This window comes from Pseudomonas sp. NPDC088890, assembly GCF_044900155.1.
GTDB lineage: Bacteria > Pseudomonadota > Gammaproteobacteria > Pseudomonadales > Pseudomonadaceae > Aquipseudomonas > Aquipseudomonas urmiensis.
Genome location: NZ_JBJDNG010000004.1, coordinates 366,030 through 392,356 on the forward strand (window position 1 = coordinate 366,030; position 26,327 = coordinate 392,356).

15 protein-coding genes are annotated in these 26,327 nt (G+C 61.0%); 4 read left to right on the forward strand and 11 right to left on the reverse strand.

Annotation, left to right across the window (positions count from 1 at the left end; translation table 11 throughout):
• Positions 1–9: 9 nt before the first annotated feature.
• Positions 10–1,629: an FMN-binding glutamate synthase family protein gene (locus ACI2JX_RS11900; RefSeq protein ID WP_368971382.1), complete on the reverse strand. Its 1,620-nt coding sequence runs from the start codon at positions 1,627–1,629 to the stop codon at positions 10–12.
• A 178-nt stretch (positions 1,630–1,807) separates the two neighbouring features.
• On the opposite strand from ACI2JX_RS11900, the gene ACI2JX_RS11905 reads away from it, so the two are divergent.
• On the forward strand, positions 1,808–2,062 hold the full coding sequence (locus ACI2JX_RS11905; protein WP_368971383.1) for a type B 50S ribosomal protein L31: 255 nt from the start codon (positions 1,808–1,810) through the stop codon (positions 2,060–2,062).
• Between the two features lie 56 nt (positions 2,063–2,118).
• On the opposite strand, the gene ACI2JX_RS11910 is transcribed toward ACI2JX_RS11905, so the two are convergent.
• A complete protein-coding gene (locus ACI2JX_RS11910) occupies positions 2,119–6,396 on the reverse strand; it encodes a DEAD/DEAH box helicase (protein WP_404690128.1) in 4,278 nt (1,425 codons plus the stop codon).
• Between the two features lie 466 nt (positions 6,397–6,862).
• Between ACI2JX_RS11910 and ACI2JX_RS11915 the strand changes: the two genes are divergently transcribed.
• Positions 6,863–7,276 (forward strand): NUDIX domain-containing protein, encoded by a 414-nt coding sequence (locus ACI2JX_RS11915; protein WP_264236313.1) that lies wholly within the window; start codon positions 6,863–6,865, stop codon positions 7,274–7,276.
• Here the strand turns inward: ACI2JX_RS11915 and metR are convergent.
• Positions 7,260–8,177, reverse strand: coding sequence for a transcriptional regulator MetR (gene metR, locus ACI2JX_RS11920; protein WP_368971386.1), 918 nt, complete (start codon positions 8,175–8,177; stop codon positions 7,260–7,262). The two genes, ACI2JX_RS11915 and metR, sit on opposite strands and share 17 nt — an antisense overlap.
• Positions 8,178–8,289: 112 nt before the next feature.
• Positions 8,290–13,278: a dermonecrotic toxin domain-containing protein gene (locus ACI2JX_RS11925; protein ID WP_404690129.1), complete on the reverse strand. Its 4,989-nt coding sequence runs from the start codon at positions 13,276–13,278 to the stop codon at positions 8,290–8,292.
• A 406-nt stretch (positions 13,279–13,684) separates the two neighbouring features.
• Here ACI2JX_RS11925 and ACI2JX_RS11930 point away from each other — a divergent pair, with 406 nt between their 5' ends.
• On the forward strand, positions 13,685–14,680 hold the full coding sequence (locus ACI2JX_RS11930; protein WP_264236318.1) for an alpha/beta fold hydrolase: 996 nt from the start codon (positions 13,685–13,687) through the stop codon (positions 14,678–14,680).
• Positions 14,681–14,714: 34 nt separating this feature from the next.
• Here ACI2JX_RS11930 and ACI2JX_RS11935 read toward each other — a convergent pair whose 3' ends face one another.
• The 7 genes from ACI2JX_RS11935 to ACI2JX_RS11965 all read right to left on the reverse strand — a co-directional run bounded on the left by ACI2JX_RS11935 (position 14,715) and on the right by ACI2JX_RS11965 (position 21,588).
• The gene (locus tag ACI2JX_RS11935; RefSeq protein ID WP_264236320.1) at positions 14,715–15,050 is read right to left on the reverse strand and encodes a GlpM family protein; all 336 of its coding nucleotides are present in this window, start codon (positions 15,048–15,050) and stop codon (positions 14,715–14,717) included.
• 25 nt (positions 15,051–15,075) lie between these two features.
• Positions 15,076–16,404, reverse strand: a complete 1,329-nt coding sequence (locus tag ACI2JX_RS11940; protein WP_404690130.1) for a sigma-54-dependent transcriptional regulator — start codon at positions 16,402–16,404, stop codon at positions 15,076–15,078.
• Positions 16,401–18,305: an ATP-binding protein gene (locus ACI2JX_RS11945; protein ID WP_404690131.1), complete on the reverse strand. Its 1,905-nt coding sequence runs from the start codon at positions 18,303–18,305 to the stop codon at positions 16,401–16,403. The genes ACI2JX_RS11940 and ACI2JX_RS11945 overlap by 4 nt, the downstream gene beginning before the upstream one ends.
• A gap of 68 nt (positions 18,306–18,373) precedes the next feature.
• Entirely contained in the window at positions 18,374–19,108 is a 735-nt protein-coding gene (locus ACI2JX_RS11950; RefSeq protein ID WP_119138855.1) for an amino acid ABC transporter ATP-binding protein, read from the reverse strand.
• On the reverse strand, positions 19,105–19,776 hold the full coding sequence (locus ACI2JX_RS11955) for an amino acid ABC transporter permease (RefSeq protein ID WP_368971417.1): 672 nt from the start codon (positions 19,774–19,776) through the stop codon (positions 19,105–19,107). The genes ACI2JX_RS11950 and ACI2JX_RS11955 overlap by 4 nt, the downstream gene beginning before the upstream one ends.
• On the reverse strand, positions 19,776–20,522 hold the full coding sequence (locus tag ACI2JX_RS11960; RefSeq protein WP_186556195.1) for an amino acid ABC transporter permease: 747 nt from the start codon (positions 20,520–20,522) through the stop codon (positions 19,776–19,778). The genes ACI2JX_RS11955 and ACI2JX_RS11960 overlap by 1 nt, the downstream gene beginning before the upstream one ends.
• Positions 20,523–20,667: 145 nt before the next feature.
• The gene (locus ACI2JX_RS11965) at positions 20,668–21,588 is read right to left on the reverse strand and encodes a glutamate/aspartate ABC transporter substrate-binding protein (protein ID WP_186556196.1); all 921 of its coding nucleotides are present in this window, start codon (positions 21,586–21,588) and stop codon (positions 20,668–20,670) included.
• 337 nt (positions 21,589–21,925) lie between these two features.
• Here ACI2JX_RS11965 and ACI2JX_RS11970 point away from each other — a divergent pair, with 337 nt between their 5' ends.
• Positions 21,926–26,314 carry an NEL-type E3 ubiquitin ligase domain-containing protein gene (locus ACI2JX_RS11970; protein ID WP_404690132.1) on the forward strand — a complete coding sequence of 1,463 codons (4,389 nt, stop codon included), beginning with the start codon at positions 21,926–21,928 and terminating at the stop codon, positions 26,312–26,314.
• Positions 26,315–26,327 lie beyond the last annotated feature (13 nt).

A 26,327-nucleotide genomic window follows, 5' to 3' on the forward strand; every position in this document is an offset into this window, starting at 1 on the left:
CCAAACTCCCTAAGCCGCTACCTCACTGTGCGGCTCGAAGCTGTCCGCCCTGGCCAGCTGCCACATACGCGAATAGAACTGACCATTGACCTCACCGGTAAGCAACTCGCCCGGTTTGAGGAACACATGCATCTGCGAGAACAACTTGATCTCGGTCGCCGAAATGCGCCGCACCAGGTGCTTGGCCTCCAGTTGCGCAGGATGATCCAGGCCTGCGGCAGCGAGCATTTCGGCCAAGGCGCGCAGGGTGTTGTGATGGAAGTTGAGCACCCGGTTGGCTTTGTCCGGCACCACCAGCGCCCGTTGGCGCAAGGCGTCTTGCGTGGCCACCCCGGTCGGGCATTTGTTGGTGTGGCAGCTCTGCGACTGGATGCAGCCAATGGCGAACATGAAGCCGCGCGCCGAGTTGGCCCAGTCGGCACCAATCGCCAATACGCTGGCGATATCGAAAGCACTGACGATCTTGCCGCTGGCACCGAGCTTGATCTTGTCGCGCAGGTTCAAGCCAACCAGCGTGTTGTGCACGAACAGCAGGCCTTCGCGCAACGGTACGCCGATATGGTCGGTGAACTCCACTGGCGCCGCGCCGGTGCCACCTTCCTTGCCATCGACGACGATGAAGTCGGGCAGGATGCCGGTCTCCAGCATGGCCTTGGCGATGCCCATGAACTCCCACGGATGGCCCAGGCAGAACTTGAAGCCGACCGGCTTGCCGCCGGACAACTCACGCAGTTGGGCAATGAACTGCATCATCTCGATCGGGGTGGAGAAGGCGCTGTGGCGTGACGGCGAGATGCAGTCCTCGCCCATCAGGATGCCGCGCGTCTCGGCAATCTCCTGGGTCACCTTGTGCTTGGGCAAGATGCCGCCGTGGCCGGGCTTGGCACCCTGGCTCATCTTGATTTCGATCATCCGCACTTGTGGATTGCGCGCCTGTTCGGCGAAGCGCTCGGGGTCGAAGCGCCCATCGGCAGTACGACAACCGAAGTAGCCACTGCCCAGCTCCCATGTCAGGTCGCCGCCGTGCTCGCGGTGATAAGGGCTGATGCTGCCCTCGCCGGTGTCATGGGCGAAGTTGCCCAGTTTGGCGCCTTGGTTGAGGGCACGAATGGCATTGGCGCTGAGCGAGCCGAAGCTCATCGCCGAGATGTTGAAGATCGACGCTGAATAAGGCTGGCGACATTGCGGGCCACCAATGATCACCCGGAAACTGGCAGGGTCGGCCAGCGGCGCCGGGCGCATGGAATGGCCGATGAATTCAAAGCCCGACTCGTAGACATCGATCAGGGTGCCGAACGGTTTGTCCGATGCCTCGTTTTTCGCGCGGGCATAGACCAGCGAGCGCTGGGCGCGGGAGAAGGGCAGGGCATCGCTGTCGGCCTCCAGCAGGTACTGGCGGATCTCCGGGCGAATGGCTTCGACCAGGTAACGGATATTGCCCAGGATCGGATAGTTGCGGCGCACCGCATGGCGCTTTTGCAGCAGGTCGAACAGGCCGATCAAGCTGAGGACGGCGGTGGTCAGGGTGAACGGCCACAGCCATTCATGATGCAGCAGCGGCAGACTGGCCAGGGTGAACAGCACACACCCGGCGAAGAAGGCATAGCGACTGAGAAGTGACAGGCTCATACGTAATCCTTGCGATGGCTCGGTCAGGCTCAGGGCCTGGGTCAAACCCCGACCATAGCCCTTTAACCAAGCCAATGGCCAGCCTTGCCGGCAGCGGAAAAAATGAAAATTGCAGTATCAAAAATCATTCGCCTTTAGTATGTTATAAAGTATCACTTAGCGATTGAGGTCATTTGCCATGAAGCCTGATATCCACCCAGCCTATCGTCCAGTGCTGTTTCATGACACCGCTGCCGACGTGTATTTCCTGATCGGCTCAACCGTTGATACTGATCGTACCCACCAGCACAGCGATGGCCAGCGCTATCCGTACGTGGCCCTGGATGTGTCGAGCGCTTCGCATCCGGTGTATACCGGCCAGCAGCGCAAGACCACCGTCGAAGGGCGAGTGGCTGGGTTCAACAAGCGCTTTGCTGGGTTCACTGCGCGCTAGTCGACAATGGCCGAGGGCCCTATCGCGGGGCAAGTCGGGGCGCCGCGATGAGGCCCTCAGCCACGCAGCAACTTCAGCCGCCAGGCCTCCTGCTCGGCAGGCGCCTCAAGCAAAAACACATACTTGCCCGCCACCCGCGCAGCCACCGGCAGGCCATCGCGATAGAGCAGCCGATTGCCACTCACCGCAGGCACCTTGTTCCCAGGCAATAATGTGCCAATCAAATTCAGCGGGTCACTGGCACTGACCATCACCAGCTCGCCATCCAGCGCCCGCCGCCTGACCTGGCGCAGCAGCCCGACCGCGTCGGGCAAGGCAAACTGTTCCCCCGCCAACCCCGCGATGAAGCGCCCGCCACGAATCTCGCCGCGCGCTTCCAGCCGGTGATAACAGCGCAGCAACTCTCGCCACGGCGGCAGCGCATCGCTTTCGCGCTCCAGCAAGCGCCAGCAGATCACCCCATAGCGGCGCAACAGCGCCCGGGCAATGTGCTCCAGGCGTTGATCGTGATCGGGCTCGGCGCTATTGCGCCTGAGCAATGCCCAGCGTCCGGCGTGGGCCATGCTGCTGGACATCGGCGGATGGCCACGGCGGCTAATGCGCGATGAGCGCTTGGCGGCGGGTGTGATCAGGCTGCGCAAGCCGGTAAAGCTATCGGCGCCGACCAGACCCGAGCCAACCAGTTCCTGCAAGGCGGACTCCAACTCGCTGGGCAGCAGGTGGGCCTCTTGGCTCAACTCATCGAAGAACAACGCCCCATGGCGGTGCAACGCCTCATGCACCCGCTGCGCACGTGGCCCCAGCTCACTCACCTCAGGCGCACTGGCCAAGCTGCGCCACAGCCCCAAGTGCTCACGCGGCAGCAGCACCAGTGGCGTGCTCGACAGGGTACTGCTCGACGCCGTCGCCGCCAGCCGGCTCCACGCCCACTGCCCGCTACGACAGGCATCGTCCAGCCAATGTGGGCTGTAGTCCTTGATCCGCGCTGGCAGCAGGTCCGCCTCCCAGGCACCGGCAGCACTCGGGAATCCTTGCAACTGCCCCAGCACTTCACTGATCGCCTCAGGCCCGCGCAAGCGATCCTGGCTGGCCAGGTGCTGCCAATCGAACAGAAAGCGCATGAAGTCCTGCAGGTTGACCGGCTCGATCTCTCGGCGCAGACGTTTGACGGTATAGCGATGAATTCGCGCCAGCAGGTGGCGCTCACACCATTGCAGCGCCTGGCTGGCTGGGCTGAAGTGACCGCGCAACACATAGCCTTGCTGCTCCAGGCGTGCCAGGGCCTGCTCGATGTCCGACTCCGCCAAGCCCAGCGGGGCGGCGATCTGCGAGAGCGTCAGAGGGCCAAAGCCGCTGAGGCGGGCGCGCAGCAGTTCGGTGAGTGCGGTATCGGGATCTATGGCTTGGTCGAACCCAGCAAGCAGGTCCACAGAGGGTTCAAGCCGAGCACCCGGATACAGCGCCGTGAACAGGTTCAAGCGCTCGCGGGCCAGCCACAGTGGCTGGCCGGGCGTATGCAGGCAGGTGCTGCGTCCGGCCTTGGCCAAGGTGCGCAGCAGTGCCTGCCAACCAGGGTTACCTTCAACTTCAGCCTGGCTGATGGCGCCCAGGTTCATCAGTGCCTCATGCATCTCGTCGCTGCCGGTCGGTTGCGGCCAGGCTTCATCCTGCACTGCGGCAATCGCCTCGGCATCCAGTGCGCCAAGCTCGTCGCTGCTGTGCACCTCGTTCCAGCGCCGATTGAGCACCGCCTGGGTGCGCCGCTCTTCGAGCGGGGCATCATCGAGAAAGGCGTAGGGACGAGCATTGAGAATGGCTGCCGCCAAGGGCGATGGCGCCGGCAAGTCACGGCTGAGCAGGTGCACTTGGCCATTTTCCATGCGCCTGAGCAGGGCCAGCCAGCCCTCGCTGTCCATCGCTTCGTGCAGGCAATCATCGAGGGTCTGTTCGACCAGCGGGTGATCGGGGATCTGCCGTTCGCCGGCGATGTTTTCCAGGCAGGCGATCTGGTCAGGGAACACGGCTGCCACCAGGTCCTCGCTCTTCATTCGCTGGATCTGCGGCGCCACCTTGCGCCCGCCGACGAAACGCGGCAGGGCCAGGGCTACCGCGGCGTTCCAGCGCCAGCGCACGCCAAACAGCGGGGCGTCGAGCACGGCCTGGATCAGGATCGGCTCGGCGCTCTTGCTCGACAGGTAGCGCCACACTTCGTCGAGCTCGAAACTGTGGCTGGTCGACAGCGAGAGTATGATCGCGTCTTCGCTCGCCGCAGCTTGCAGCTCGAAATTGAAGGTGCGGCAGAAACGCTTGCGCAGGGCCAGCCCCCAGGCGCGGTTGATCCGGCTGCCATAGGGTGAGTGGATGATCAGCTGGGTACCGCCAGACTCGTCGAAGAAACGCTCCATCACCAGCGTCTGCTGCGAGGGCAGGGCGCCGAGCACCTGCCAGGTACGCTGGAGATAATCGAGCAGTTGGGTGGCGGTGTCCTGGTGCAGTTCATAGCTGTCCTGCAGCCACTGGCGGACCGGCTCAGGTTGGCCGCCGCTGAGTTGCAGCTGCTCATCGATACGGGCTTGCAGCCGGGCAACTGCGGTAGATAGCTCGTCGCTGCGCCCAGGCGCCTCGCCGAGCCAGAACGGAATGGTCGGCGGCAGCCCATGGGCGTCCTCGACCCTGACCCGGCCGGGCTCGACGCGCAGGATGCGGTACGACGCGTTGCCCAGCTGGAAGATATCGCCGGCGATGCTTTCGACTGCGAAGTCTTCGTTGACGCTGCCGATGTTCAACGCCTGGGGTTCGAGCAGCACGGCATAGTCAGCAGTTTCCGGGATGGTGCCGCCGCTGGTCAGCGCGGTCAGCTGGCTGCCCCGGCGCCCGCGCAACATGCCGCTGACCGCATCGCGGTGGACATAGGCGGCGCGCACGCCCTGGCGGCCGTTGTAGCCCTCGGCCAGCAGGCGCAGCAGTGACTGGTAATGGCGCAGGTCCAGCTCGGCAAAAGGTTGGGCCTGGCGCAGGCAGTCGAACAAGGCCTGTTCGGACCACGGCTGGTTACTGACTTCGGCAACGATCTGCTGGGCCACCACATCCAGCGGCGCCTTGGGTGTGTGCAACTCATCGAGTTCACCCCGGCGCACGCAATCGAGCAAGGCCACGCATTCGATCAAGTCATCGCGAGAGGTCGGGAACAGCCGTCCCTTGGGTACGCCATCGACTTGGTGCCCTGAGCGTCCGACCCGCTGCAAGAAGCCCGCGATCGAGCCGGGCGAGGCGATCTGGCAGACCAACTCGACCTCGCCGATGTCGATGCCCAGTTCCAGCGACGCCGTGGCGACCAGCACTTGCAGCTCGCCGGCCTTCAGCCGTTGCTCGGCAATCAGCCGGTGTTCCTTGGCCAGGCTGCCGTGGTGAGCGGCGACCCGCGCATTGCCCAGGCGCTCGCCCAGATGACGGGTCAGGCGCTCAGCCAGGCGCCGGGTGTTGACGAAGATCAGCGTGGTGCGGTGTTCGCGGGCCAGTACGGCGAGGCGGTCGTAGACCAGGTTCCACACATCGGTAGCCATTACCGCCCCTAGCGGCACCGGCGGCACTTCGATGGCCAGATCACGCTGGCGCGCATGGCCGACATCGATGATGGCGCAGGGCCGTTGATGGCCGACCAGAAACTGCGCCACGCGCTCTACCGGGCGTTGCGTGGCCGACAGGCCGATACGCCGCAGCGGCCTGCCGCACAGGGCTTGCAGGCGCTCCAAGGTCAACGCCAGGTGACAGCCGCGCTTGTTCCCGGCCACCGCGTGAATCTCATCGACGATTACTGTGTGCACCTGCGCAAGGCCGGCACGGCCGGACCCCGAGCCGAGCAGCACGTAGAGCGATTCAGGGGTGGTCACCAGGATGTGCGGCGCCAGTTTGCGCATGGCCGCGCGGTCTTTTTGCGGAGTATCGCCGGTGCGCACCGCCGTGGTGATGCATGGCGCCTTCAGGCCCTGGGCTTCGAGGGCTTGGCTGATCCCTTCGAGGGGTACCTGCAGGTTGAGGCGAATGTCGTTGGACAGTGCCTTGAGCGGTGAGACATACACCACCTGGGTTTGCGCAGGCAGTTCACCGCCGTGCTCCAGGCCTTGGCGAAACAGCTCATCGAGTACCGCGAGAAAGGCGCTCAAGGTCTTGCCCGAATCGGTGGGGGCGGCGAGCAGTATCGATTGGCCACTGTGAATCAGCGGCCAGGCACGCGCCTGGGCGTCGGTGACCGTGGCGAAGCGCTGGCGGAACCAGCGGCCAACGGCGGGGTGGAACAGATCCAGGACCGGGTGATGCAGGGCAGGGAGGTTCATGCATTGGTTATGCAGGGCATGGCGCGGGTTGGCAAGGGGCCGTTCGTCTGCCTGTAACAACGCTATCGCGGGGCAAGCCCGCTCCCACGCCAGTCGATTTTGCCCACCTGGGAGCCGCTTCCACCCGACCAACACCCTCACAGACTGGCGTGGGAGCGGGCTCGCCCCGCGATAGGGCCACTACAGCCACCCCAGATCAGTAATCTTTGGTCGCTGTCTTAGCCTGCGCCCCCCCTTCCATGACCACCACCATAATCGACTGGCGTGGGAGCGGGCTTGCCCCGCGATAGGGCCACTACAGCCACCCCAGATCAGTAATCTTTGGTCGCTGTCTTAGCCTGCGCCCCCCTTCCATGACCACCACCATAATCGACTGGCGTGGGAGCGGGCTTGCCCCGCGATAGGGCCGCTACAGACACCCCAGATCAGTAATCTTTGGTCGCTGTCTTAGCCTGCGAGCCCTTCCATGACCAACATCATCCGCATCGCCGCCGCCCTGCTGATCGACCCCCAGGGCCGCACCCTGCTGGTGCGCAAACGCGGCACCCAGGCCTTCATGCAACCTGGCGGCAAGATCGATGCCGGGGAAACCCCACAGCAAGCCCTGGTGCGCGAACTCCATGAAGAACTCGGTCTGCGCATCGACCCCGAACACGCCGAGTACCTGGGCCTATTCAGCGCCCCAGCGGCCAACGAGCCAGGCTTTGAGGTGCAGGCCGAACTGTTTCGCGTACACAGCGCCGAGGCTGTGGCCCCGGCTGCGGAAATCGAAGAAGTGCTATGGCTGGCAGCCGAGCAGACGCCAACGTTCGAGCTGGCGCCGCTGACCCGCGACCTGATCCTGCCGCTCTACCGACAGGGCCTCAACGTACCGCGCTGACCCCATCGAGGGTGGCGAACGAAGTGTCTTTAGCCGTCAGCAAAAAGTCGCGCATGTACGGCGCATCGAGCATGTCGGTGCGCACCGCCGCGTAAAGCGTGGCAAACAGGCCTTTCTCCCCCAAACGCTTGCCCTTCACATAGCCGCGCGAGCTGTACTCATGCAGCGCCCAGTGCGGCATGCCGCACACGCCCCGGCCACTGGCGACCAACTGCATCATCATCACAGTCAGCTCCGAGGTGCGTACCGCCGCCGGCTCGATGTCGGCCGGCTCCAGGAAACGGGTGAAGATATCCAGGCGGTCGCGCTCGACCGGGTAGGTGATCAACGTCTGGTCGAGCAGGTCCTGCGGCACGATGTAGGGTTTGCTGGCCAAGGCGTGTTGATTGGCCACCGCCAGCATCGCCTCGTAGGTGAACAGCGGCACGTAGGTGATACCCGACAGGTCCAGCGGGTCGGAGGTCACCACCAGGTCCAGATCGCCGCGGGCCAGCGCTGGCAGTGGCGCGAAGGCAAAGCCTGAAGCCAGGTCCAGCTCGACTTCCGGCCAGGCATCGCGGAACTGGTCGATGGTCGGCATCAGCCATTGGAAACAGCTATGGCATTCGATCGCCATGTGCAGACGACCAGCCGTGCCACCGGCCAGACGGGCGATGTCGCGTTCGGCGCTACGCAGCAGCGGCAAGGTGGCGTCGGCCAGTTGTAGCAGGCGCAGGCCGGCACTGGTGAAGCGGATCGGCTTGGTCTTGCGCACGAAGATGGGCAGGCCAAGGCGCTCTTCGAGTTCCTTGAACTGGTGGGACAGCGCCGATTGCGTCAGGTGCAGGCGTTCGGCGGCCTCGACCAGGCTATCGGCCTCGCGCAGGGCATGCAGGGTTTTCAGGTGGCGGATCTCAAGCACAACGACTTCTCATGAGCGATATTGCAGCGGATGGGAAAGTCGTTGAGTTTGGCTCAAGTTGCGATGTCTGTCGATCACTTGGCAAGGCAGGGCAGGCCCTGCCAAGTGCTTGCTAGGCGAGTGCGGCGAAGTGCTGGTTGGCTATGCTGCGTGATAGCGGCCCGCGCCAGATGTTGCTGGGTTCGGCCTGAGCTGCCTGCCATTGCGGGCCGAGGAAGCGGTCCTCGGCGCGTTTGAGATGCGCTGCGCTGAACTTGTCGAATGGGGTATCGGCGCTACGGTAGTGGAAGTGTGCATACCAAAGTACCGCATGGTCATGGCTGGCGAGGTCGACGATCTGGTATTCCTGAAGATAATCGCGCGCGCTGAGCATCTGCCGCTGGCCTGCGCGACGCAATTCAACCTGGCGCTGCTCGATCAGGTAACTCAATTGGCCCTCGCTGGGTTGCGTGCTTTGCTTGACCTGGGCAATGCGCATGGACCGCCCCTCGGCACGTAGCGCTTGGGCTTGAGTGCGGAGTCTGGCGGGCTCGGGGGCTGATGGGTCGAGTTGCTGTAGCCGATCGGCATAACGTTGCAGGTCATCGGCCTTGATCACCATCATGTGTTCGACGTCTACTGCCAGCATGCCTTGGCGCTGATACGTCTGAATGCGTTTGCGATAGCTAGGCAGGTTAGCCATGGCTTGGTTGGCGACTTGTTTAAGGTCGCGCAATTCATGTGCTCGCGTGGGCCTGTCGGCTGCCCGTTGACGCCAGCGCTCGCCATCGGCCTCGTAGCGCTTGAGCACCGAGCCATCATCCTTATGCATGACCATCTGGGCAGGCCGATTCGTAGTGGCTGGCTGATAATCGCCGACCAGCCAATGACCATCCGTGTCCAGGAACAACCTGGGGCTACGCGAGGGCGCCCCGCCCAGACGCTGGCGCTGCGGCAGGCGCCTGAGCTGAGTGTCTGACATGGTGATCAGGGTATCGAGATTGCTGTACAGGCGCGTGAGGTAGGATTCATCGAACAGCTCTGGAAAACTGGCATAAGTGCTTTGCAGCCGTCGCTGGTACTGACTGTAAACGCTGCGCGCCTGTTCATAGATCAGGCGTCTTTGCGCGGCATTGACCTGCACCTCGCGCAGGTCCATGACGGTAACGCGCGTTCGGTGAATTTCTTCTTCGAACTCTGCGAGCCGCTGCACAAGAAATTCGGCCACCACTGAGGGGTTGTTATGGCGCAAGGTCGCAGGCATCAGGTGCAGGGTGTCGAAGTAGGCTTTGAACTCGCCGTTCAAATGCTGCTGGTAGCGCTGGTAGGAGGCGTGTAGCTGAGGGTCACGCTCGGCTCGTTGGAACCAAGTAGTCAAATCTTCCATGCCCTGGAAAATCTCGTCGCGCTCTTTCAGGTGCTCAATCGCTTTCTGTCGCCATTGCCGCAGCAAGGGTAGTTGCTCGGCAAATTCATCCACACCTAGCACGCGCATCTGCAGGTGCGCCATCTCGATGAGGCGGCCGCGACCTCGATTAGCCAGCAGTTCGATCAAGTTGAGCAGGCGCTCGCAGATCAGCTTAGCGGCACGCGCTTTCTGCGTCATCGGTGTTTGCTGGTTCCTGCGAGCGCTGATCTGCAGCACTTCGTCCCAGGATTGGTAAGTTTGCTTGCCCCGCGTGATGTCGTCGAGGAAGCTCGCCTGCAACTCCGTGCCCGGCGCATTGCGCTGCGCTAGCGCATTACTGCGCTCGATAGAAGCGATCAAGCTGATCTCATCGGCAAAGGCTTTGGACGTTACCCTGCGTTGTCGCCGGTAGTGCTGGTCGACCAGAAAACGCGGCAGTTGCTCGCGTATGGCTGCTGGCCAGAAGGGATCTAGCTGCTCGGCCAGGCGCCCAATAACCTGGCCGCCACCTGCGCCTGCACCGAGCAGATGAACGCCATGCAGAGCGAAGTGGGTATCCCAGTGTCCGTACTCATCCAAGCTGATTGCTCGTTTCCAGCCTTTGTGGATTGTGCCCTGCAGACGCCAGGTGTGCGCGGCAGCGTCCCATTGCACCTGGTAGAACTGCTGTTCGATCTGGATGAAGTCGCCTTCGGGATGTCGATAAATGCCCCGATAGCGTCCGTGCGCCCCGGCGGACACCCCGTTCATGGAGAGGGCTTGTTGATATTCATAGCCAGCGAAGCGCTTGACTCGTGAGAGTGCGCGGGCATCCATGCGCAGTTGCGCAGATTTCATGCTGCGCAGGGTACGAAGCTGACGCTGGCGCGTGAGTTGGCGCACGGTCAGCAGATTGACGCCGATTCCAGTGGCCACATCCATCGCCGTGTCGATCACCGCGAGAAATACATCGTTGAGCGCTTCGAGCCCCTCGATAATCTTGCTCTGGGTAAACGCGTTGACCGCACGCGCTGCCGATTCGAACAAGTCGTAGATGCCAATGGCTGTGCCGAACAGTGGCAATAGACCTATCGCAAGCTTTAGATAGGTAAAGACCATGTTGCTTTGATGGGTGAAATTCTCCATCCAGAGTTGGTCGTTGGAGCGGGTACTGGCCCGATGAGCCACGATCGCACGGCCCATCTGTGCATTAAGCAGATGCTCGGCCAGTGAAGTGGTCGCAGGCCATTGCGCGCCCACGCCGATCACACCTGAGAAATCATGCAGATGAGCCTGACGGATGCGCGACATATGCGCCTGAAGGTCACCGTGCAGCGCCCTGCCGGCCAAGTAGTGGCTTTGCGTTTCTTCGCGACTGCGTTCGTAGAGACTGAGCCTGGCCGCCTCCAGGCTTGCATGCTGAGCCAACGGGTGGCTCGCATGCTCAGGCAGATACAACAGCGTAACGCCTGAGCGACGGTCTTCGATGAACATGACGCCGGACAAGGTGGTTGGACCAAAATCGGTGTCGGCGCCGCCTGAGGTCAGCGTCGCCGACAGCAGGCGGATGTCATAGCCGTTCGCTTGATAGGCCGAACGGCTGTCGGCCTGGATGGCGATCTGCAGGATGGCCAAGCCTTGATCATTCAATACGCCTTTTCCGTGCAACAGCAGGCCCTGCATACGCAGCATCAACTGCACCGGCATAGTCAAGCATTCGCGTCGATACTCGGCCTGCAAAGGGCTGTCGTCTAGACCTTTGTAGGCAGCAAGGATCTGCTGTTCATAGGCGTTGGCTAGGTCTAGCTCCTTGACCAGGGTTTGCAGGTACTTGGCATCAAGTCCCGCCGTTAGCATCGCTTTCAGGGCAGTATCGTCGGAGGCTAAATCCAGGCGCAAATGGTTTAGCCGCCTCAGCATGTTCTCGTCGATGTTTTCCAACAGCAAGGTAACAAGGCTGATCGTTTCTCGTTCACGGCTGGGTCTGTAGACTTTTCGGGTCACCGTGCCGGGTGTGCCGCCAGTGACAATATCCGTGACCAGATCGACGCTACGTGGCAGGTTCAGGCCTATGTCGCTGTCGTCATAGAGTGGAAAGTCGCGTTTCAGGCGTTGCCTGATCAGCGGCCGGGCAAAAGCCTGGCACTCCTGTAGATCCTTGGTCAGTAACGCTTCGCTGCAGGTTACTGCGTGTATGTATTCGGGCATCAGACGGCTCAGCGCCTGGCAAGTAGTCGGTGACAGTCGAGTGAAGCGGGTTGCCTGCGCCGCAGCCATGCTCACCACCTGATCTTGCTCCTGGACAAGGCGAAGCGCCGCTTCGCGTGCGGCATGGCGAGGTATCTGCAAGCGTTGTTCGAGTGTTTCTTGCAGGCGCGGAAGCTGCGCGGCTAAGGCTTCCAGACCCTGCTCATTTTGTACCTGCTGCGTGAGCGTGCGCATATGGCTGAGCGTGGCGTTGAGGGTCTGCGCCAGCACATCACCGTTGATCTGCAGCAGCTCCAGCGACTGATGCGCTTCACTCAGGCCCAGGCAGCTGGCAAGGGCCAAGCGGTTCGGGCAATGCATAAGCCCGCCGTGTTCTCCTGGCCAGTACAGCAATATCGGGCCGTCTGCTGCAGCGCTCAAGGTCGCTGCGTCGGTTACCAGTAGTACTTCGCGCAGGTGCTGTTCACCGGCGCTGTCAGCGAATTCACCATGAGCTTGCTGTTTTAGCAGTGGATAGGCCGCGCGCACATTGCTGTCGCTGGCAGGAAAATCCCCGCCCAGATCGAGAATGGATTGCACAGCGCTAAGTTGCGCACTACTGATTTGCCCGAGCAGCTGCTGGATTTGCGCGTGAACTTGCAGTCCTTGGCGATGGGCCTGGAGCAATGCCGGGTTGGTTTGCAGGTTGGCGGCGGCCGAGTGCCAACGGGGCGAGTGCAACAGCGTCTGCGTGGCTTGCCTGGCGTTTTCCTGTTGTTCTTGTAAGGACTTTTGCAGCGACTCTAGTTTTTTTGCGTCGCTGTCGCTCAATTCGTTGATCAACTGCATCTGCCTGGCAACTTGGGCCGACGCGGCTGTGTCTGAACTTTCCGGGCCCAGGCCACCTAGGTCAAACAGCGACAACTGCGCTGCGTGTTCGTTAGTTTGCGCGAGGGCAGGGCTTGGCTCAGTGAAAAACAGCTGCGGGTTAGGATGTGCCGTTTCCCACGCTAGCGCCTGGCTGAGGGCCACCGAGGCGAGGTTGCCAGGGTTATCTGCGCTGGCGTTTTCTAGGTTGTCGAGTGCGGCTTGCAGATAGTTATCGAGCAAAACGCTAAAGCCCTGGGCTACATCATCCAGCAGTCGATAGGTGGTGCTGCCTGTGTGATCGGGCAGTTGGTTTTCCAGGTCTTGGCGTGTGGCATGGCTGCTAAAGGCTGCTGCGCGTCCAGGCAGATAGAGTAGCTGTGGCGCTTCACCCTGGACCGTGAATACCAGGGCCCCAGAGGCGCCGGAGGGGCTTTCGATGGTAATGGGTTTGCCGTCGAGCATTTTCCATTCAGGATCGTTCTGCAAGCCGCTGACTGGCCGTAGCTGAGCCTCATTGATCTGTGTGTCAGCCCAAGCCAGGCTCAGCGCGGCGTGAAAGTAAATGTCATAGTATTCCTGTGCATGTTGTTGACGGCTCAAGGGCGTGCCTTGCGCGCGGCCCTGCCAGTAAGTTTGCCAGCGTTGGCGCAGGGTGTCTGGCAGATTCATGTCCGCCATTGTCAGTTCGTTCGGATCAGTTGCAGGTTTAGCGTCAAGCAGCGAGCGAATGATCAAACTGAGCCGTGGAGCTTGCTTGAGCAGCGCGTGGCAAATGTCTCGTGCTTTTTGGCAAGTGGCTTTTGCTTGCAGCGTCGTGCGGGTTAGGGGTAGCGGCTGGGCCGCGATGAAAGGTGAGGCGATAACTGAGGGAAGAGCGTCGGTCATCGAGGGTATCCATGAGTGCGCCTAAGCCGAAATTGGCCTGAGCATTAGAAAAGCCGCGATGCAGACCAGGGAGGTAGATAGTTATCCGAAAGACCGTTGGGCGAGGTTCATCAAACTGTCACTGAACTGTGGCAGCGCGATTGAACAATTTTCATCAGACTCGCGCTCTACTGGGGATCTGCATTCTGGTGTTTATTTCATGCGGGCTTTTCTGCTGTTTTTATTTTTCCTGTTCAGTGTGCCGGGTGCTTTCGCCGCCCAGCGTTGCGACGCTCAGGTACCGGTACAGCGGGCCGAGCTTGGCCAGGTCAGCTTGGTCTATCAAAGCGTTGGCAAGCCGAGCGATCCGGTGTTGCTACTGGTCATGGGCTTGGGCGGACAGCTCATTCACTGGCCCGACGATGTGGTCCAAGCGCTGTGCATGCAGGGTTTTCGGGTGATTCGCTACGACAACCGCGATGTCGGGCTGTCGCGCTGGAACCAGCTACCGCCCTCGGCCAATCTGACGGTCGAGCTGTTGCGCTACAAATTCGGCTTGTCGGTGTCGGCGCCTTACACCCTGACCGATATGGCCGGCGATGGCCTGCGTCTGATGGATACGTTGCAGGTCGAGCAGTTTCATGTGCTGGGGGTGAGTATGGGCGGCATGATCGCCCAGCACCTGGCGGCGATGGCCCCAGAGCGGGTGCGCAGTTTGACCTTGGTCATGTCCAGCTCTGGCGCTGCCGGATTACCCGCGCCGAGCCCGGCATTGGTGCAGTTGCTGGCGCGGCGCAGTGCGCCGAGTCGTGAAGTGGCGATCGAGCAGCAGGCTGATCTGTTGGCTGCGCTGGGGAGCCCGCAGGTGCGCGATGATCGGGCGGTGCTGTTGCAGCAAGCGGCTTTGGCCTATGACCGGGCGTTCAATCCAGAAGGGGCCAAGCGCCAGATCATGGCGATTCTGGCCGAGCCGAGCCGGGTCGAGCTGTTGAATCAGTTGCGGGTGCCGACGCTGGTGGTGCATGGCACGGCTGATCCGTTGCTGCCGGTGATGCATGGGGTGCATCTGGCGGCGCATATCCAGGGCAGTCAACTGCGCTTGATACCGGGGTTGGCCCATCGGTTTCAGGAGCAGTTCAAGGCGCCGCTGTTGGGGGCGGTATTGCCTTACTTGAAGGCGCATCGCGAAGATCTGACCCATTTGGCCCGGCTGTAGATTGTCGAGGGCCGCAAAGCGGTCCCAGACAATCTCAGTGGAAACGCACCCAAAGGCTGACCAGCACTGTCGCGGCCACCAACCAGGCAACCGTGGCCAGCGCCAACGACGCTTCCAAGCGCATCCGATCGACCAGCACATACAACGTCGCCAGATACACGAAATACGGAATGATCGACCACATGCCAAACAAGATGGTGGTCTTCAGATCCTCTAGCGAGCGCCCCTTGCCAACGATGTAGTGCGCAATCAGGGCGAAGGTGGGGAACAGCGGCACCAGCCCGGCAATGTAGTAGTTGCGCGTCTTCGACAGTATCGCCAGCAGTACCACCACGCCCGCGCCCAAGGCGGCTTTGAATAGCAGATCCACAATGTCATCCAGGTTGAGATCGAGTTCAGCCGAGGCCGTATTTTTTCACTTTGTCGAACAGCGTGGTCTTGGCCATGCCCAGCTCCAGGCTGGCCTGGCTGAGGTTGCCGCCGCTGCGCTGCAAGGCATCGCTGAGCAGGTTGCGCTCGAACGCCTCGACCGCCTCGGCAAAGCCCAGGCCCTGGCTGGCGCCACTGGTGCCGGATTTCTTGAACGCCGGCAAGCCCAGGGCATAGCGCTCGGCGACGTTACGCAGCTCACGCACGTTGCCCGGCCAGTCGTGGGCCATCAGCCGCGACAGGGTCTGACTGTCCAGCTCCGGCGCTTCGCGGTCAAAGCGCAGGGCCGATTGCTGCAAGAAGTGTTCGAACAGCTGCAGGATATCTTCCCGACGCTCGCGCAGGGGCGGTAGCTCCAGGGTCACCACGTTCAGGCGGTAATACAGGTCGCTGCGGAACTGGCCGCTCTGACCCATGGCGTCGAGGTCGGACTTGGTCGCGGCGATCACCCGGCAGTCGACCGGGATGCTCTGGTTCGAGCCAAGCCGCTCCAAGGTGCGTTCCTGTAGCACGCGCAGCAGTTTGATTTGCAGGTTCAGCGGCATGCTCTCGACTTCATCGAGGAACAACGTGCCGCCGTTGGCGTGCTCGATCTTGCCGATGCGGCGCTTGCCGGCGCCGGTAAAGGCGTTGGCTTCGTGGCCGAAGATCTCGCTTTCGAACAGGTTCTCTGGCAGGCCGCCGCAGTTCAGCGCTACGAACGGCTGGCCCTGGCGCCGACTGAAGTCGTGCAGGCAGCGGGCTACCAGTTCTTTGCCGGTACCGGTCTCGCCTTCGATCAACACGTTGGCCGAGGTATCGGCGACGTTGGCGATCAGTTCGCGCAGGTTTTGCATGGACGGTGAGCGGCCGATGATGCGCCCTTCCAGGGTGCTTTGGCCGGCCAACTGGCGGCGCAGCGAAAACACCTCGCGGGCCAGGCCACGTTGCTCCAGGGCGCGGCGCACCACTTCGACCAGGCGTTCTGGCGAGAAGGGTTTTTCCATGAAGTCATAGGCGCCGTTGCGCATGGCGCCAACGGCCATGTCGATATCGCCGTGGCCAGTAATCAGCACCACCGGCAGGCTGCGGTCGCGCGCCTTGAGGCGGCTGAGCAGCTCCAGGCCATCGATGCCCGGTAGGCGGATATCGCTGACGACGATGCCGGCAAAGTCATCGCCAATGCGTTCCAAGGCCTGTTCGGCACTGCCGACGCCTTCGCAGGCGATGTCTTCCAGGGCCAATGCCTGTTGGCAGCCGAGCAGTACATGCGGGTCGTCTTCGACGATCAGTACAGTTAAAGAGGCTTGGTTCATGAATGCTCAGCCGTTTCGCTAGGGGCGTTGACCAAGGGCAGGGCGAGGACGAACGCGGTACCGCCAGTGGCGGGGTGTTCGACGCTCAGAGAGCCTTTGGCGGCGGCGGCCAGGCTCGCCGACAAGGTCAGGCCCAGGCCCAGGCCATGCTCGCCCGGTTTGGTGGTGAAGAAAGGTTCGAACAGGTGCTTGCGCGCCTCGGCATCGATGCCGTGGCCATTGTCGCGCACGCGCAGGCGATACTTGTCGCCCTGCAGCTCGCCCTCCAACCACAGCTGGGGGTGCGGCTGAGTGGCCATGGCGTCCAGGGCGTTGCCAATCAGGTTGACCAGGATCTGCTCCAGGCGGGTCTGATCGATGGCCAACTGCTGGTCATCATACTGGCTGTGCAGTTGCAGGTGGCAACCGGCGATGCGATTGCCCAGCACTTGCAGGCTGGCGTCGATCGCTTTGCTCAGCGAGGCTTGGCCGCTGTCGTCGCCGCGGCGGGCGAACGAACGCAGGCTGGCGGTGATGCGGCCCATGCGGTCGATCAGGTCGTTCATGGTGCGCAGGTTGGTGCTGGCCGTTTCCAGCGCGCCGCGCTCCAGGAAACGCACGGTGTTGCCGGACAAGGTGCGCAGCGCCGCCAGCGGTTGGTTCAGCTCATGGGCAATGCTGGTCGACATCTGGCCGATGGCCGCCAACTTGCCGGCCTGGACCAGTTCGTCCTGGGCGTGGCGCAGGGTCTGCTCGGCATGCCGGCGTTCGCGGATCTGGCCCTTGAGACGCTCGTTGCTGGCGCGTAGGTCGGCGGTGCGTTCGGCGATCTTGCGCTCCAGATGGCTGTTGGCTTCTTCCAGCGCTTCACGTGCGGCCAACCGCGTGGCGATGACTTTGCGTCGTTCGTTCCAGGCAATCGCCAGGATCGCCAGCAGGGCGAAGGCCACCCCGACCAGGATGCCCTGGACCATCGACTCGCGGCGCAGGTCCTGCAGCGGCGTCAACAGGGTGAAATGCCAGGGGGTGTCGGCCAGGCGCCGAGTCTGCGCCAGGTAGGACACTTCATGGGGCTTGCCTTGGGCGGTTTCGCTGTTTGCCGGGAAAGTCAGCTTCTCGACGCCATCGGCCAGGGTTTCCCGGGCCAGGGGCTGCAACTCGTTCAGTGGCCACCAATAGTATTGCAGGCTGCGGGCCAGGCGTTCTTTGGTCTGCGGGGTCAGCGGGCGTACCGACTTGAGGCGTCTGGCCGGGTCGCTGGAGAGGATGATGATGCCGTTCTCGTCGCTGACGAAAGCTTCCAGCCGCGCACGTTGCCAGCGCTCCTCAAGGGTGTCCAGGCGCACCTTGATCACCGCTACGCCAATGATCTTGCCGTGTTCTTCCAGGCCGTGGGCCAGGTAATAGCCGGCTTCGCCGGTGGTACTGCCGATGCCGTAGAAGCGTCCAGGCTCGCCGCGCACGGCATCCTGGAAATAGGCACGAAACGACAGGTCTTCGCCGAGGAACGAGTCGGCATCGCGCCAGTTGCTGGTGGCTTGTACCCGGCCACTGGTGTCGAGGACGAAGATCGCCCGGCTGCGACTGCGGCGGTTCAAGCCTTCCAAGTATTCGTTGACGATCTGGCGGGAGCCGCCGTCGGTGTCGGTCAGCAAGTGCGAGACGCTGTCTTCGAGCTCCAGCAGGCTGGGCAGGTAGGTGTACTTGCTGATTTCACTCTCGACCGTGCGCGCGTGCAGCTCCAGCTGGCGCTCGCCATTCTCGCTCAACGCGCGCACGCCATTGCTCTCGCTGACCAGATAGCCAAGCAGGCCCAGGCCGACCATCAGCAGGACGATCAAGGGTGGCAGCAGCAATTGACGGATCAGGCGGGATTTCACGGCGGGTTGGGCAGGGCGCAGGAGCGAGGGGTCGCATTTCATCACAGTGGCCTTGTCACGACCAGCATCGGCTGCCCGGTGGGGACCGGACAGCCGCTGCCGTGGCCGACTTAGTGTTGCAGGATCTTGCTGAGGAAGTGCTGGGTGCGTTGGTCGCGGGCCGTCTGGTCGCCGAAGAACTCTTCCTTGGTGCAGTCTTCGATGATGTTGCCCTTGTCCATGAAGATCACCCGGTTGGCGACCTTGCGAGCAAAGCCCATTTCGTGGGTCACGCACATCATGGTCATGCCTTCGTGGGCCAGTTGCACCATCACATCGAGCACTTCACTGACCATTTCCGGGTCCAGCGCCGAGGTCGGTTCGTCGAACAGCATGACGATCGGGTCCATCGACAGCGCGCGGGCGATCGCCACACGTTGCTGTTGGCCGCCGGAGAGCTGGCCAGGGTGCTTGTGCGCGTGCGCCGACAGGCCGACTCGCTCAAGCAATGCCAGGCCTTTCTTGGTGGCTTCTTCCTTGCTGCGACCGAGCACCTTGATCTGCGCGATGGTCAGGTTCTCGGTGATGGTCAGGTGCGGGAACAGCTCGAAGTGCTGGAACACCATGCCGACCCGCGAGCGCAGCTTGGGCAGGTTGGTCTTGGGGTCGGAGATCGACGTGCCGTCGACCACGATGTCGCCTTTCTGGAACGGCTCCAGGGCGTTGACGCACTTGATCAGGGTGGATTTACCCGAGCCGGATGGGCCGCAGACCACCACCACTTCACCCTTTTTGACATCGGTGGTGCAGTCGGTGAGCACCTGGAAGTCGCCGTACCACTTGTTGACGTTCTTGATGGAAATCATACGGTGATCCTTTTTTGCAGGCGCTTGACCAGCCATGAAGCGGAGAAGCTGATGAGGAAGTAGACGACACCGGCGAAGATCAGGAACTCATGCGAGCGGCCAATGATGTCGCCGTTCGAGCGTGCCGAGTTGAGGAAGTCGACCAGGCCCACGGTGTACACCAGCGAGGTGTCCTGGAACAGGATGATGCTCTGCTGCAGCAGCAGTGGGGTCATCTTGCGAAACGCCTGCGGCAGGATGATCAGGCGCATGGTCTGGCTGTAGTTCATGCCCAGGGCTTGGGCGGCGCCCATCTGGCCCTTGGAGATCGACTGCACGCCGGCACGGACGATTTCGCAGAAGTAGGCGGCCTCGAACATCATGAATGCCACCACGCACGAGGTGAAGGCGCCCACCGGGGTGTCTTCGCCGGTGATCCAGCGCAGCACGAACGGCACTGCCAGGTAGAACCAGGTGATCACCAACAGCAGCGGGATCGAGCGGAAGTAGTTGACGTAGGCGCCGGCGACATTGGACAGCAGTTTGTTCGACGACAGGCGCATCAGCGCCAGGATGGTGCCCAGGGCGATACCGCCAACCACGCCCATGACCATCAGCTTGAGGGTCATGACCATGCCTTCCCAGAGGGCCGGCAGGGCAGGGATGATTTCACTGAAATCCATTTCCATCATTTACCCCCCACGGAGATCAGGCCGGGCACCGAGACTTTCTTCTCGACCATGCGCATCAGCAGCATCAGGCCCATGTTCAGGGTGAAGTAGATCAGGGTAGCCAGGGTGAACGCCTCGAACAGGTTGGCGGAGAACTCGGCGGTTTGCTTGGTCTGCGCCAGCAGCTCCATCAGGCCAATCAGCGAGGCCACCGAAGAGTTCTTGAACACGTTCAAGAATTCCGAGGTAAGCGGCGGAATGATGATCCGGTAGGCTTGCGGCAGCAGCACGTTGTTGTAGATCTGCGCCAGGCTGAAGCCCATCGCCCGGGCGGCGGCTTCCTGGCCGCGGGGCAGCGCCTGGATACCGGTACGCACCTGTTCGCAGACCCGCGCAGCGGTGAACAGGCCCAGGCAAATGACCACGCTGATCAGCGCCGAGGTGGTCGGGTTGAGGTCTTGCTTGAACCATTCCTGCAGGCCTTCTGGAAGCAGGTCCGGTACCAGGAAGTACCAGATGAACAGCTGCACCAGCAGCGGTACGTTACGGAACAGCTCGACGTAGGCGGTGGCAATCCCTGACACCAGGCGGTTTGGCACGGTACGCATCACGCCGAGCAGCGAGCCCAGCAGCAAGGCGATGATCCAGGCGGTGATGGCAATGGCGATGGTCCAGCCTAGACCGGTGATGTACCAGTCCAGGTAGGTTTCGCTACCCACGCCGGTGGACTTGAAGAATACGCCCCAGTCCCAGTTGTAATTCATCGGGATTTCCCCTCAGACGGTTGTTTCACGGGCACCTTCGAACATCCAAGGGCGGCGAGCGCCCTCGGATGAAAGGTTAGACACTAACGAGTGGCCTGCAGGGTTAATTCATGCGCATGTTGAGCGCCAGGCCACTATTTGCGACTCAGGACTTCTTCTCGTCCGCCGCTTTGTCGGTCGGGTTGGCGATCAGTTCCTTGAGCTCGTCACTCATCGGGAACTGCAGGTTCAGGCCTTTTGGCGGGATTGGCTGAGAGAACCACTTGTCGTAGATCTTGTTGATCTCGCCCGACTTGTACAGTGCAACGATGGCCTCATCGACGGCTTTCTTGAACGCGTCGTCACCCTTGCGCACCATGCAGCCGTAGATTTCGTAGGACTGTGGAGTGCCGGTGATGACCCAGTCGGCAGGCTTGCGCGCCTTGGCCATTTCGCCGGCGAGCAGGGCGTCGTCCATCATGAAGGCTACGGCGCGGCCGCTTTCGAGCATGTTGAAGGCTTCGCCGTGGTCTTTTGCCGAGATCACGTTCATCTTCATCTGCTTGTCGGCGTTCATCGCCTTGAGGATACGCTCGGAGGTGGTACCAGCGGTGGTCACCACGTTCTTGCCAGCCAGGTCGGGGAAGTCTTTGTAGGCCGGTTGACCGTCCTTGACCTTGGTCAGCAGGCGGGTACCGACTTCGAAGATGCCGACCGAGAAGCCGACTTGCTGCTGGCGTTCGACGTTGTTGGTGGTCGAGCCGCACTCGACGTCGACAGTGCCGTTTTGTACCAGTGGGATACGGGTCTGCGAGGTGACCAGGTTGTAGCGGGCCTTGAGGTTAGGAGCGTCGAGTTGCTTTTTCAGGTGCTCGACGATGGCCAGCTGGATGTCGTGGGAGTAGCCCACGGGTTCCGGCTTGCCTGCCAGGTAGGAAAATGGAATGGAGGAGTCACGGTGCCCCAGGGTGATGGTGCCCGAATCCTTGATCTTCTTCAGGGTGCCGGTCAGCTCTTCAGCCATGGCCGGCGAAGCGATCACAGCGGCCGCGATGGCGGCGCCCAGCAATTGACGAACGATACGCATCAAATTTTCCTCGACGTGTTTGTTTTTTTTATGGAGCCGTTGGCGGACTCTTTCGTTCAACGAATACAGCATGAAGCGGTGCATTCGGCTTCCAAGTGTAGAGCATGAGTCGTGCCAAGCTCTGTCAGAGATCATAACGCCCCGCAGACGCAGGCGATCAACAGTTTAGCGGTTGCCCTGTAACAGTTTTTTGTACGGATCTCCGAATGAATTGCGGCTGAGTCGTTCGGGAATCCGAATGGATTCGCTCAAGCAGGGCTCAGTCCTATCTAATTAACACCTTGTGCCAGGCCGTTCGAGGCTTGCTGTTCGCTTCTCAAGAATAGAGAGGCACCCTATGAACGATACCCCTGAGCAGGCTGTTCACGAACTTCCCTCCGACTCAATAGATGCGTTGATCGCCAGGCAGTTACCCGATTGGCTGAAAAATGCCCCCGGTGATGCGCTCGAGGAGCTACATCTTGCGTTGATTGGGCAGCAGCAAAGTGCCGAACGATTGAAACGGCTGCTGAGTGGTCTCCCCGAGCTGGCAGAGTTTTGCGCACCGCTGTTGGAGCAAGCCCTTACCCAGAAATACAACTTCCATGTCGATGTAAGGTCGGCGCAGCTGTGTACAGTGGTACGCAAGTCTTATCCAAGCATTTTTCCTCTGCCCCCTTTGGAGATCACGGTGCGCACAGACTCAGTGCCACTGCTGTCTGCGGCAATGCACAACTTTGCTGCAGATGAAATTGTCGCCAGGCCGCGTGTCCGCCGGCGGGTAGAGGCTGCATCAGGCACCTTGCTGCCCATTTCGTTTGCGTTGTTCGCCAAGCTTTGCCGTCAGCTGGACTTAGGCGGCAACTATCAACGGGTATTGCGTGAGCACTTGCTGCCGGCTGACAAGGAGGGCGGCACCCCAGGGCATGCTCGGCGAGAGATCGAGATAGTGTTTGAAGAGGCGCAGCGCACGGCATTGGATGCTGCGGTACGTATCGCCTTTTTCAAAGCAGACATTGATGAGCGCAGCTATCTACAGATGCTCAGAGTTGTCGCGCCAAAGCCGATCGTAGCTGCCGACACCACGGTGCTTGTCTGTAGGCAGCTGTTCGTGCTTGGTAAATGTGTCAAAGGGGTGGTGGTGGTCGAAACGCGTGACCACAGAGATGCTGCCCCAAGCGGTCTAATCGTTTGGATTCCTGGCGATGCTGACAAGCCGGTTCGGCAGTATGCCTCCTGGGCCGCACTCTATGCAGATTTGGGACAGCGCTTGCGTGAGTCGAGTTATGAGACGTTTTTCATGCGTTTCATTGGCGAGCGCGAGCGTATGGACTTCAGCGCCAAACTTGAGCGTCTTCGGGCCAAGACCGCGACAGGCACCGCACTTGAACTCGATGGTCGCCATTTTCCCCTGGACCAACCGTTGTTTGCTCATCTTCGAGCCTTGTACATCGACAAGATAATCGACGATGCCAGGGTGCTGGTGGTGCCCACAGACGATGAAGATGCCGCCAGCCGACGTCGGCGCCTGGCCAACTATGAAAATACCGGCCTGGCGCTGTTGGGCTTGGCCGGGCTATTCATACCTGTACTGGGCGAGCTGATGCTGGGTGTTGCAGCGTTTCAGGTCGCCGACGAAGTCTACGAAGGCTATCAGGATTGGCGGCTAGGCGACCGTGAGGCTGCCCTGGGTCATGTGTTTGCGGTTGCGCAAAACCTGGCGCTGGGAGCGGCGGTGGGGGTCGGGGTGACCTTTTTGCGCAAATTGACCCCTGTGTTAGTTGAGAGTGGGCGATTGAAACTGTGCTCGTTTGACATGACGCCTTACCAGGTCGACCAATCCCCGGGCGTGTCGCCGGGGCAGGGCGAGAGTCACCTGGGACGAACTCAAGTGCAATTCCACGAGGGCACCTTCCAGATGGCGCGTTCGCAAAACGGCAAGGATTTGGTGATCCGCCATCCAAAGCGCGATGGTGCATACAGACCGTTGCTTGAACGCAATGGCAGTGGTGGGTGGCGTCATGCGCTGGAGCTGCCTCAGGAATGGACAGGTGAACTGCAATTGTTGCGTCGGCTGGCAGCAGCATTTTTTGACATGACGCCGGAACAGGCAACAGCGGTACTCGATTGCACAGGTTTTGACGAGGAGCGGCTGCGCCAATTGCATGTGGAGCACGCCCCGGCGCCTGCTCGGCTACTGGATGCGTATGATCGCCATCACCTGCACGCCCTCCATCCCGCCATGGAGGCGGATGCATTCGAGCTGCTGGTCGCTGCGGCCCAAGAGGCGGAGGAAGTTGAAGATGCATTGATCCGACGATCATTTCCTGGGCTTTCGGTGCGAGGGGCAAAGGAGATACGCAAGCAGGTCGACAATCTGCACCTTGAACAACTGCGCTCCAGCGGGCGCGTACCGTTGGTGATGGCTGAGAGAATTCGCTGGTTCCTGCATGACAGTCGGCTGGATCGTGCATGCGCCGGTTTGCGTCAGCAGCAGGCGATCAATGGTGATACTGAAAGGCTGGCGATCGGCTTGGTCCATGAGCTAGCCCCCTGGCCAGATAGGCTGCGTATCGAACTTCGTGTTGGTTCAACGCAGGGCCTCTTGCAGGGGCAGGTGGGCTCAGGGGTGGCACAACAAACCCGTTACATCGTGCGGGAAGGGCAGGGCTACAGCGTTCATGACGCTACCGTAGACTCCCGCCGTCCGGCAACACCCAGCAACAGCCTGATGCACGCTCTTCTTCTGTGCATGAGCGATGAGCAGAAAGTGCGCCTGGGCAATGCCATGCTGGACGATCAGCAATTGACCGACCGGCTAGCGGGGCACGCGCGAGTTCACCGTGACTTGGCATCGAGGCTCATAGGGCAGACGCCTATCGCCAGTGGTGTTCGCCCCCCCTTGCGCTTTGCCGATGGTCGGCTCGGCTACCCGCTCAGTGGGCGGGGCGAAACCCGAACCGCGGCTGGCAGGCGCGGAATTCTGCAAGTATTCCCAACCCTCGACGATACGCAATTGCAGCGGTACATGCTCAATTTGACTGCCCAAGGTGTTGATCCGTGGACTCACTACCGAGCGTTGCATGAGCAATGGATGGCATTGAGCGAAGCGCTGACGACTTGGCAGTCCGATTATGGAAACGTATTGGATCTTCTCAGGCGCAGCAGGGTGGCCAGCGCTATCAGGCGCTGCTGGCGGCGCAAGTTGCGACTGCGGATGGATGGCAGCTACGAGCTGGAAATCCGTGGCGAGCGTGTAGCAAGCCTGCCTGACTTGCCTCCAGACATTACCTTCAACCATGTGACACGCCTGGCGTTGCTCGATATGGATCTGGAGACTGTCGATGCTGATTTTCTCGGGCGTTTTCCGAACCTTACGGAGCTCTATCTGAGCAGCAATCGGCTGGTGTCTATCCCGTCGGGTGTAGAGCAATTGACCGAGCTTCGCATTTTACGCCTCGATAACAACCAGCTAGTGATGACGCCAGCGGACAGCCAACGGCTCAGTACGTTGTTGCATTTGGAGATACTTGGGCTCAATTACAACCCGTTGCGAGATGCACCGCAGGTGAGGCACTTACTCAACTTGCGTTGGGTACAGATGCGTGGGGCGGCCATTACAGAGCTGCCAGCTGAGGTTCAGCAGTTGCCTTGGCGAGGCATTGCCGATCTGCGAGAGAACCAGATTCGCGAAGTCAATCGCGACCTTCAGGGGCTGCAGGCCCGCTTGCGGCAAATGGCACTGCACGACAATCCATTGAATGAGGCCAGTGAGGCTCTGCTGAATGAACAACCGGCTCCATCGACTGCATCTGGTCATGCTGTTCAACACAGTCCTTATTATCGGCATCACCTGATTCTGCAAGCTGAGATGTCTAGATGGCTGGTAGGTTCGTCCTCAGCATTGCGCGCTGAGCGCGAAGCGTTATGGAGTAACCTGCGCAGTGAGCCTGGAGCGAATGACTTTTTCCGCTTTTTGCGTGATTTCGCACGATCTTCTGATTATCTGAAACATCCCGCGTACTACCGGGCAAGGGTGTGGAACATCATCGAGGCATGCGAGCAAAATGGCGAGTTGCGCGAGCTATTGTTCGAGCAGGCGGGCGGAATGGCCACCTGTGAGGACAGGCTGCTATGGCTACTCAGCCAGATGGAAATCCGTGTACTGGTTCATCGCGAGATGGCAGGTTTGGCCCAGATGCAGAGTGAGGCCGCTTTGATAAGACTTGGGCGTTCGCTGTTTCGCTTGCAGCAGGTGGACAGGATTGCTGCACGTAAACTGGAGTGGCTGAGGGAGGTGAACGCGAACGAGCCGCGCAACCTGGAGCGGATCGACGACATCGAAACTTACCTGGCATACCGAACAAGGCTGGCCACGCGGCTGAAGTTGCCAGCTCAACCGCTGCGTATGCACTTTGAGGATCATTCTTTTGTGACGGCGGAAGATATCGACAGTGCCAGGGTCGAAATTCTTTCTGCGGAATCCACCGAGCAACTGGTGCAATCGCTGGCAGATCAGCCCTTCTGGCAGGATTACCTGCGACAGATCTATTTCTTGCAATTCAGAGCATTGGTCGATGCTCAGCAGCAAACGCTGGAGCAGTACGCATTACAAGTGGAGAGTAATCAGATTGATGAGAACACGTACCTGGAGCGGTGTAATGAGTTAAAGCAGCAGTTGGAAACGCAGGAAACCGCACTCATCAAGCGTTTGACGGTAGAGGCGTATGCGCGTTGGCCCTTGTAAGGTGCTCAGGTAT

Coding starts and splice junctions, on each gene's coding strand:
- ACI2JX_RS11900 (WP_368971382.1), bottom strand. CDS start 1,629: ATGAGCCTGTCACTTCTCAGTCGCTATGCCTTCTTCGCCGGGTGTGTG.
- ACI2JX_RS11905 (WP_368971383.1), top strand. CDS start 1,808: ATGAAGCCTGATATCCACCCAGCCTATCGTCCAGTGCTGTTTCATGAC.
- ACI2JX_RS11910 (WP_404690128.1), bottom strand. CDS start 6,396: ATGAACCTCCCTGCCCTGCATCACCCGGTCCTGGATCTGTTCCACCCC.
- ACI2JX_RS11915 (WP_264236313.1), top strand. CDS start 6,863: ATGACCAACATCATCCGCATCGCCGCCGCCCTGCTGATCGACCCCCAG.
- ACI2JX_RS11925 (WP_404690129.1), bottom strand. CDS start 13,278: ATGGCGGACATGAATCTGCCAGACACCCTGCGCCAACGCTGGCAAACT.
- ACI2JX_RS11930 (WP_264236318.1), top strand. CDS start 13,685: ATGCGGGCTTTTCTGCTGTTTTTATTTTTCCTGTTCAGTGTGCCGGGT.
- ACI2JX_RS11940 (WP_404690130.1), bottom strand. CDS start 16,404: ATGAACCAAGCCTCTTTAACTGTACTGATCGTCGAAGACGACCCGCAT.
- ACI2JX_RS11945 (WP_404690131.1), bottom strand. CDS start 18,305: ATGAAATGCGACCCCTCGCTCCTGCGCCCTGCCCAACCCGCCGTGAAA.
- ACI2JX_RS11950 (WP_119138855.1), bottom strand. CDS start 19,108: ATGATTTCCATCAAGAACGTCAACAAGTGGTACGGCGACTTCCAGGTG.
- ACI2JX_RS11955 (WP_368971417.1), bottom strand. CDS start 19,776: ATGGAAATGGATTTCAGTGAAATCATCCCTGCCCTGCCGGCCCTCTGG.
- ACI2JX_RS11960 (WP_186556195.1), bottom strand. CDS start 20,522: ATGAATTACAACTGGGACTGGGGCGTATTCTTCAAGTCCACCGGCGTG.
- ACI2JX_RS11965 (WP_186556196.1), bottom strand. CDS start 21,588: ATGCGTATCGTTCGTCAATTGCTGGGCGCCGCCATCGCGGCCGCTGTG.
- ACI2JX_RS11970 (WP_404690132.1), top strand. CDS start 21,926: ATGAACGATACCCCTGAGCAGGCTGTTCACGAACTTCCCTCCGACTCA.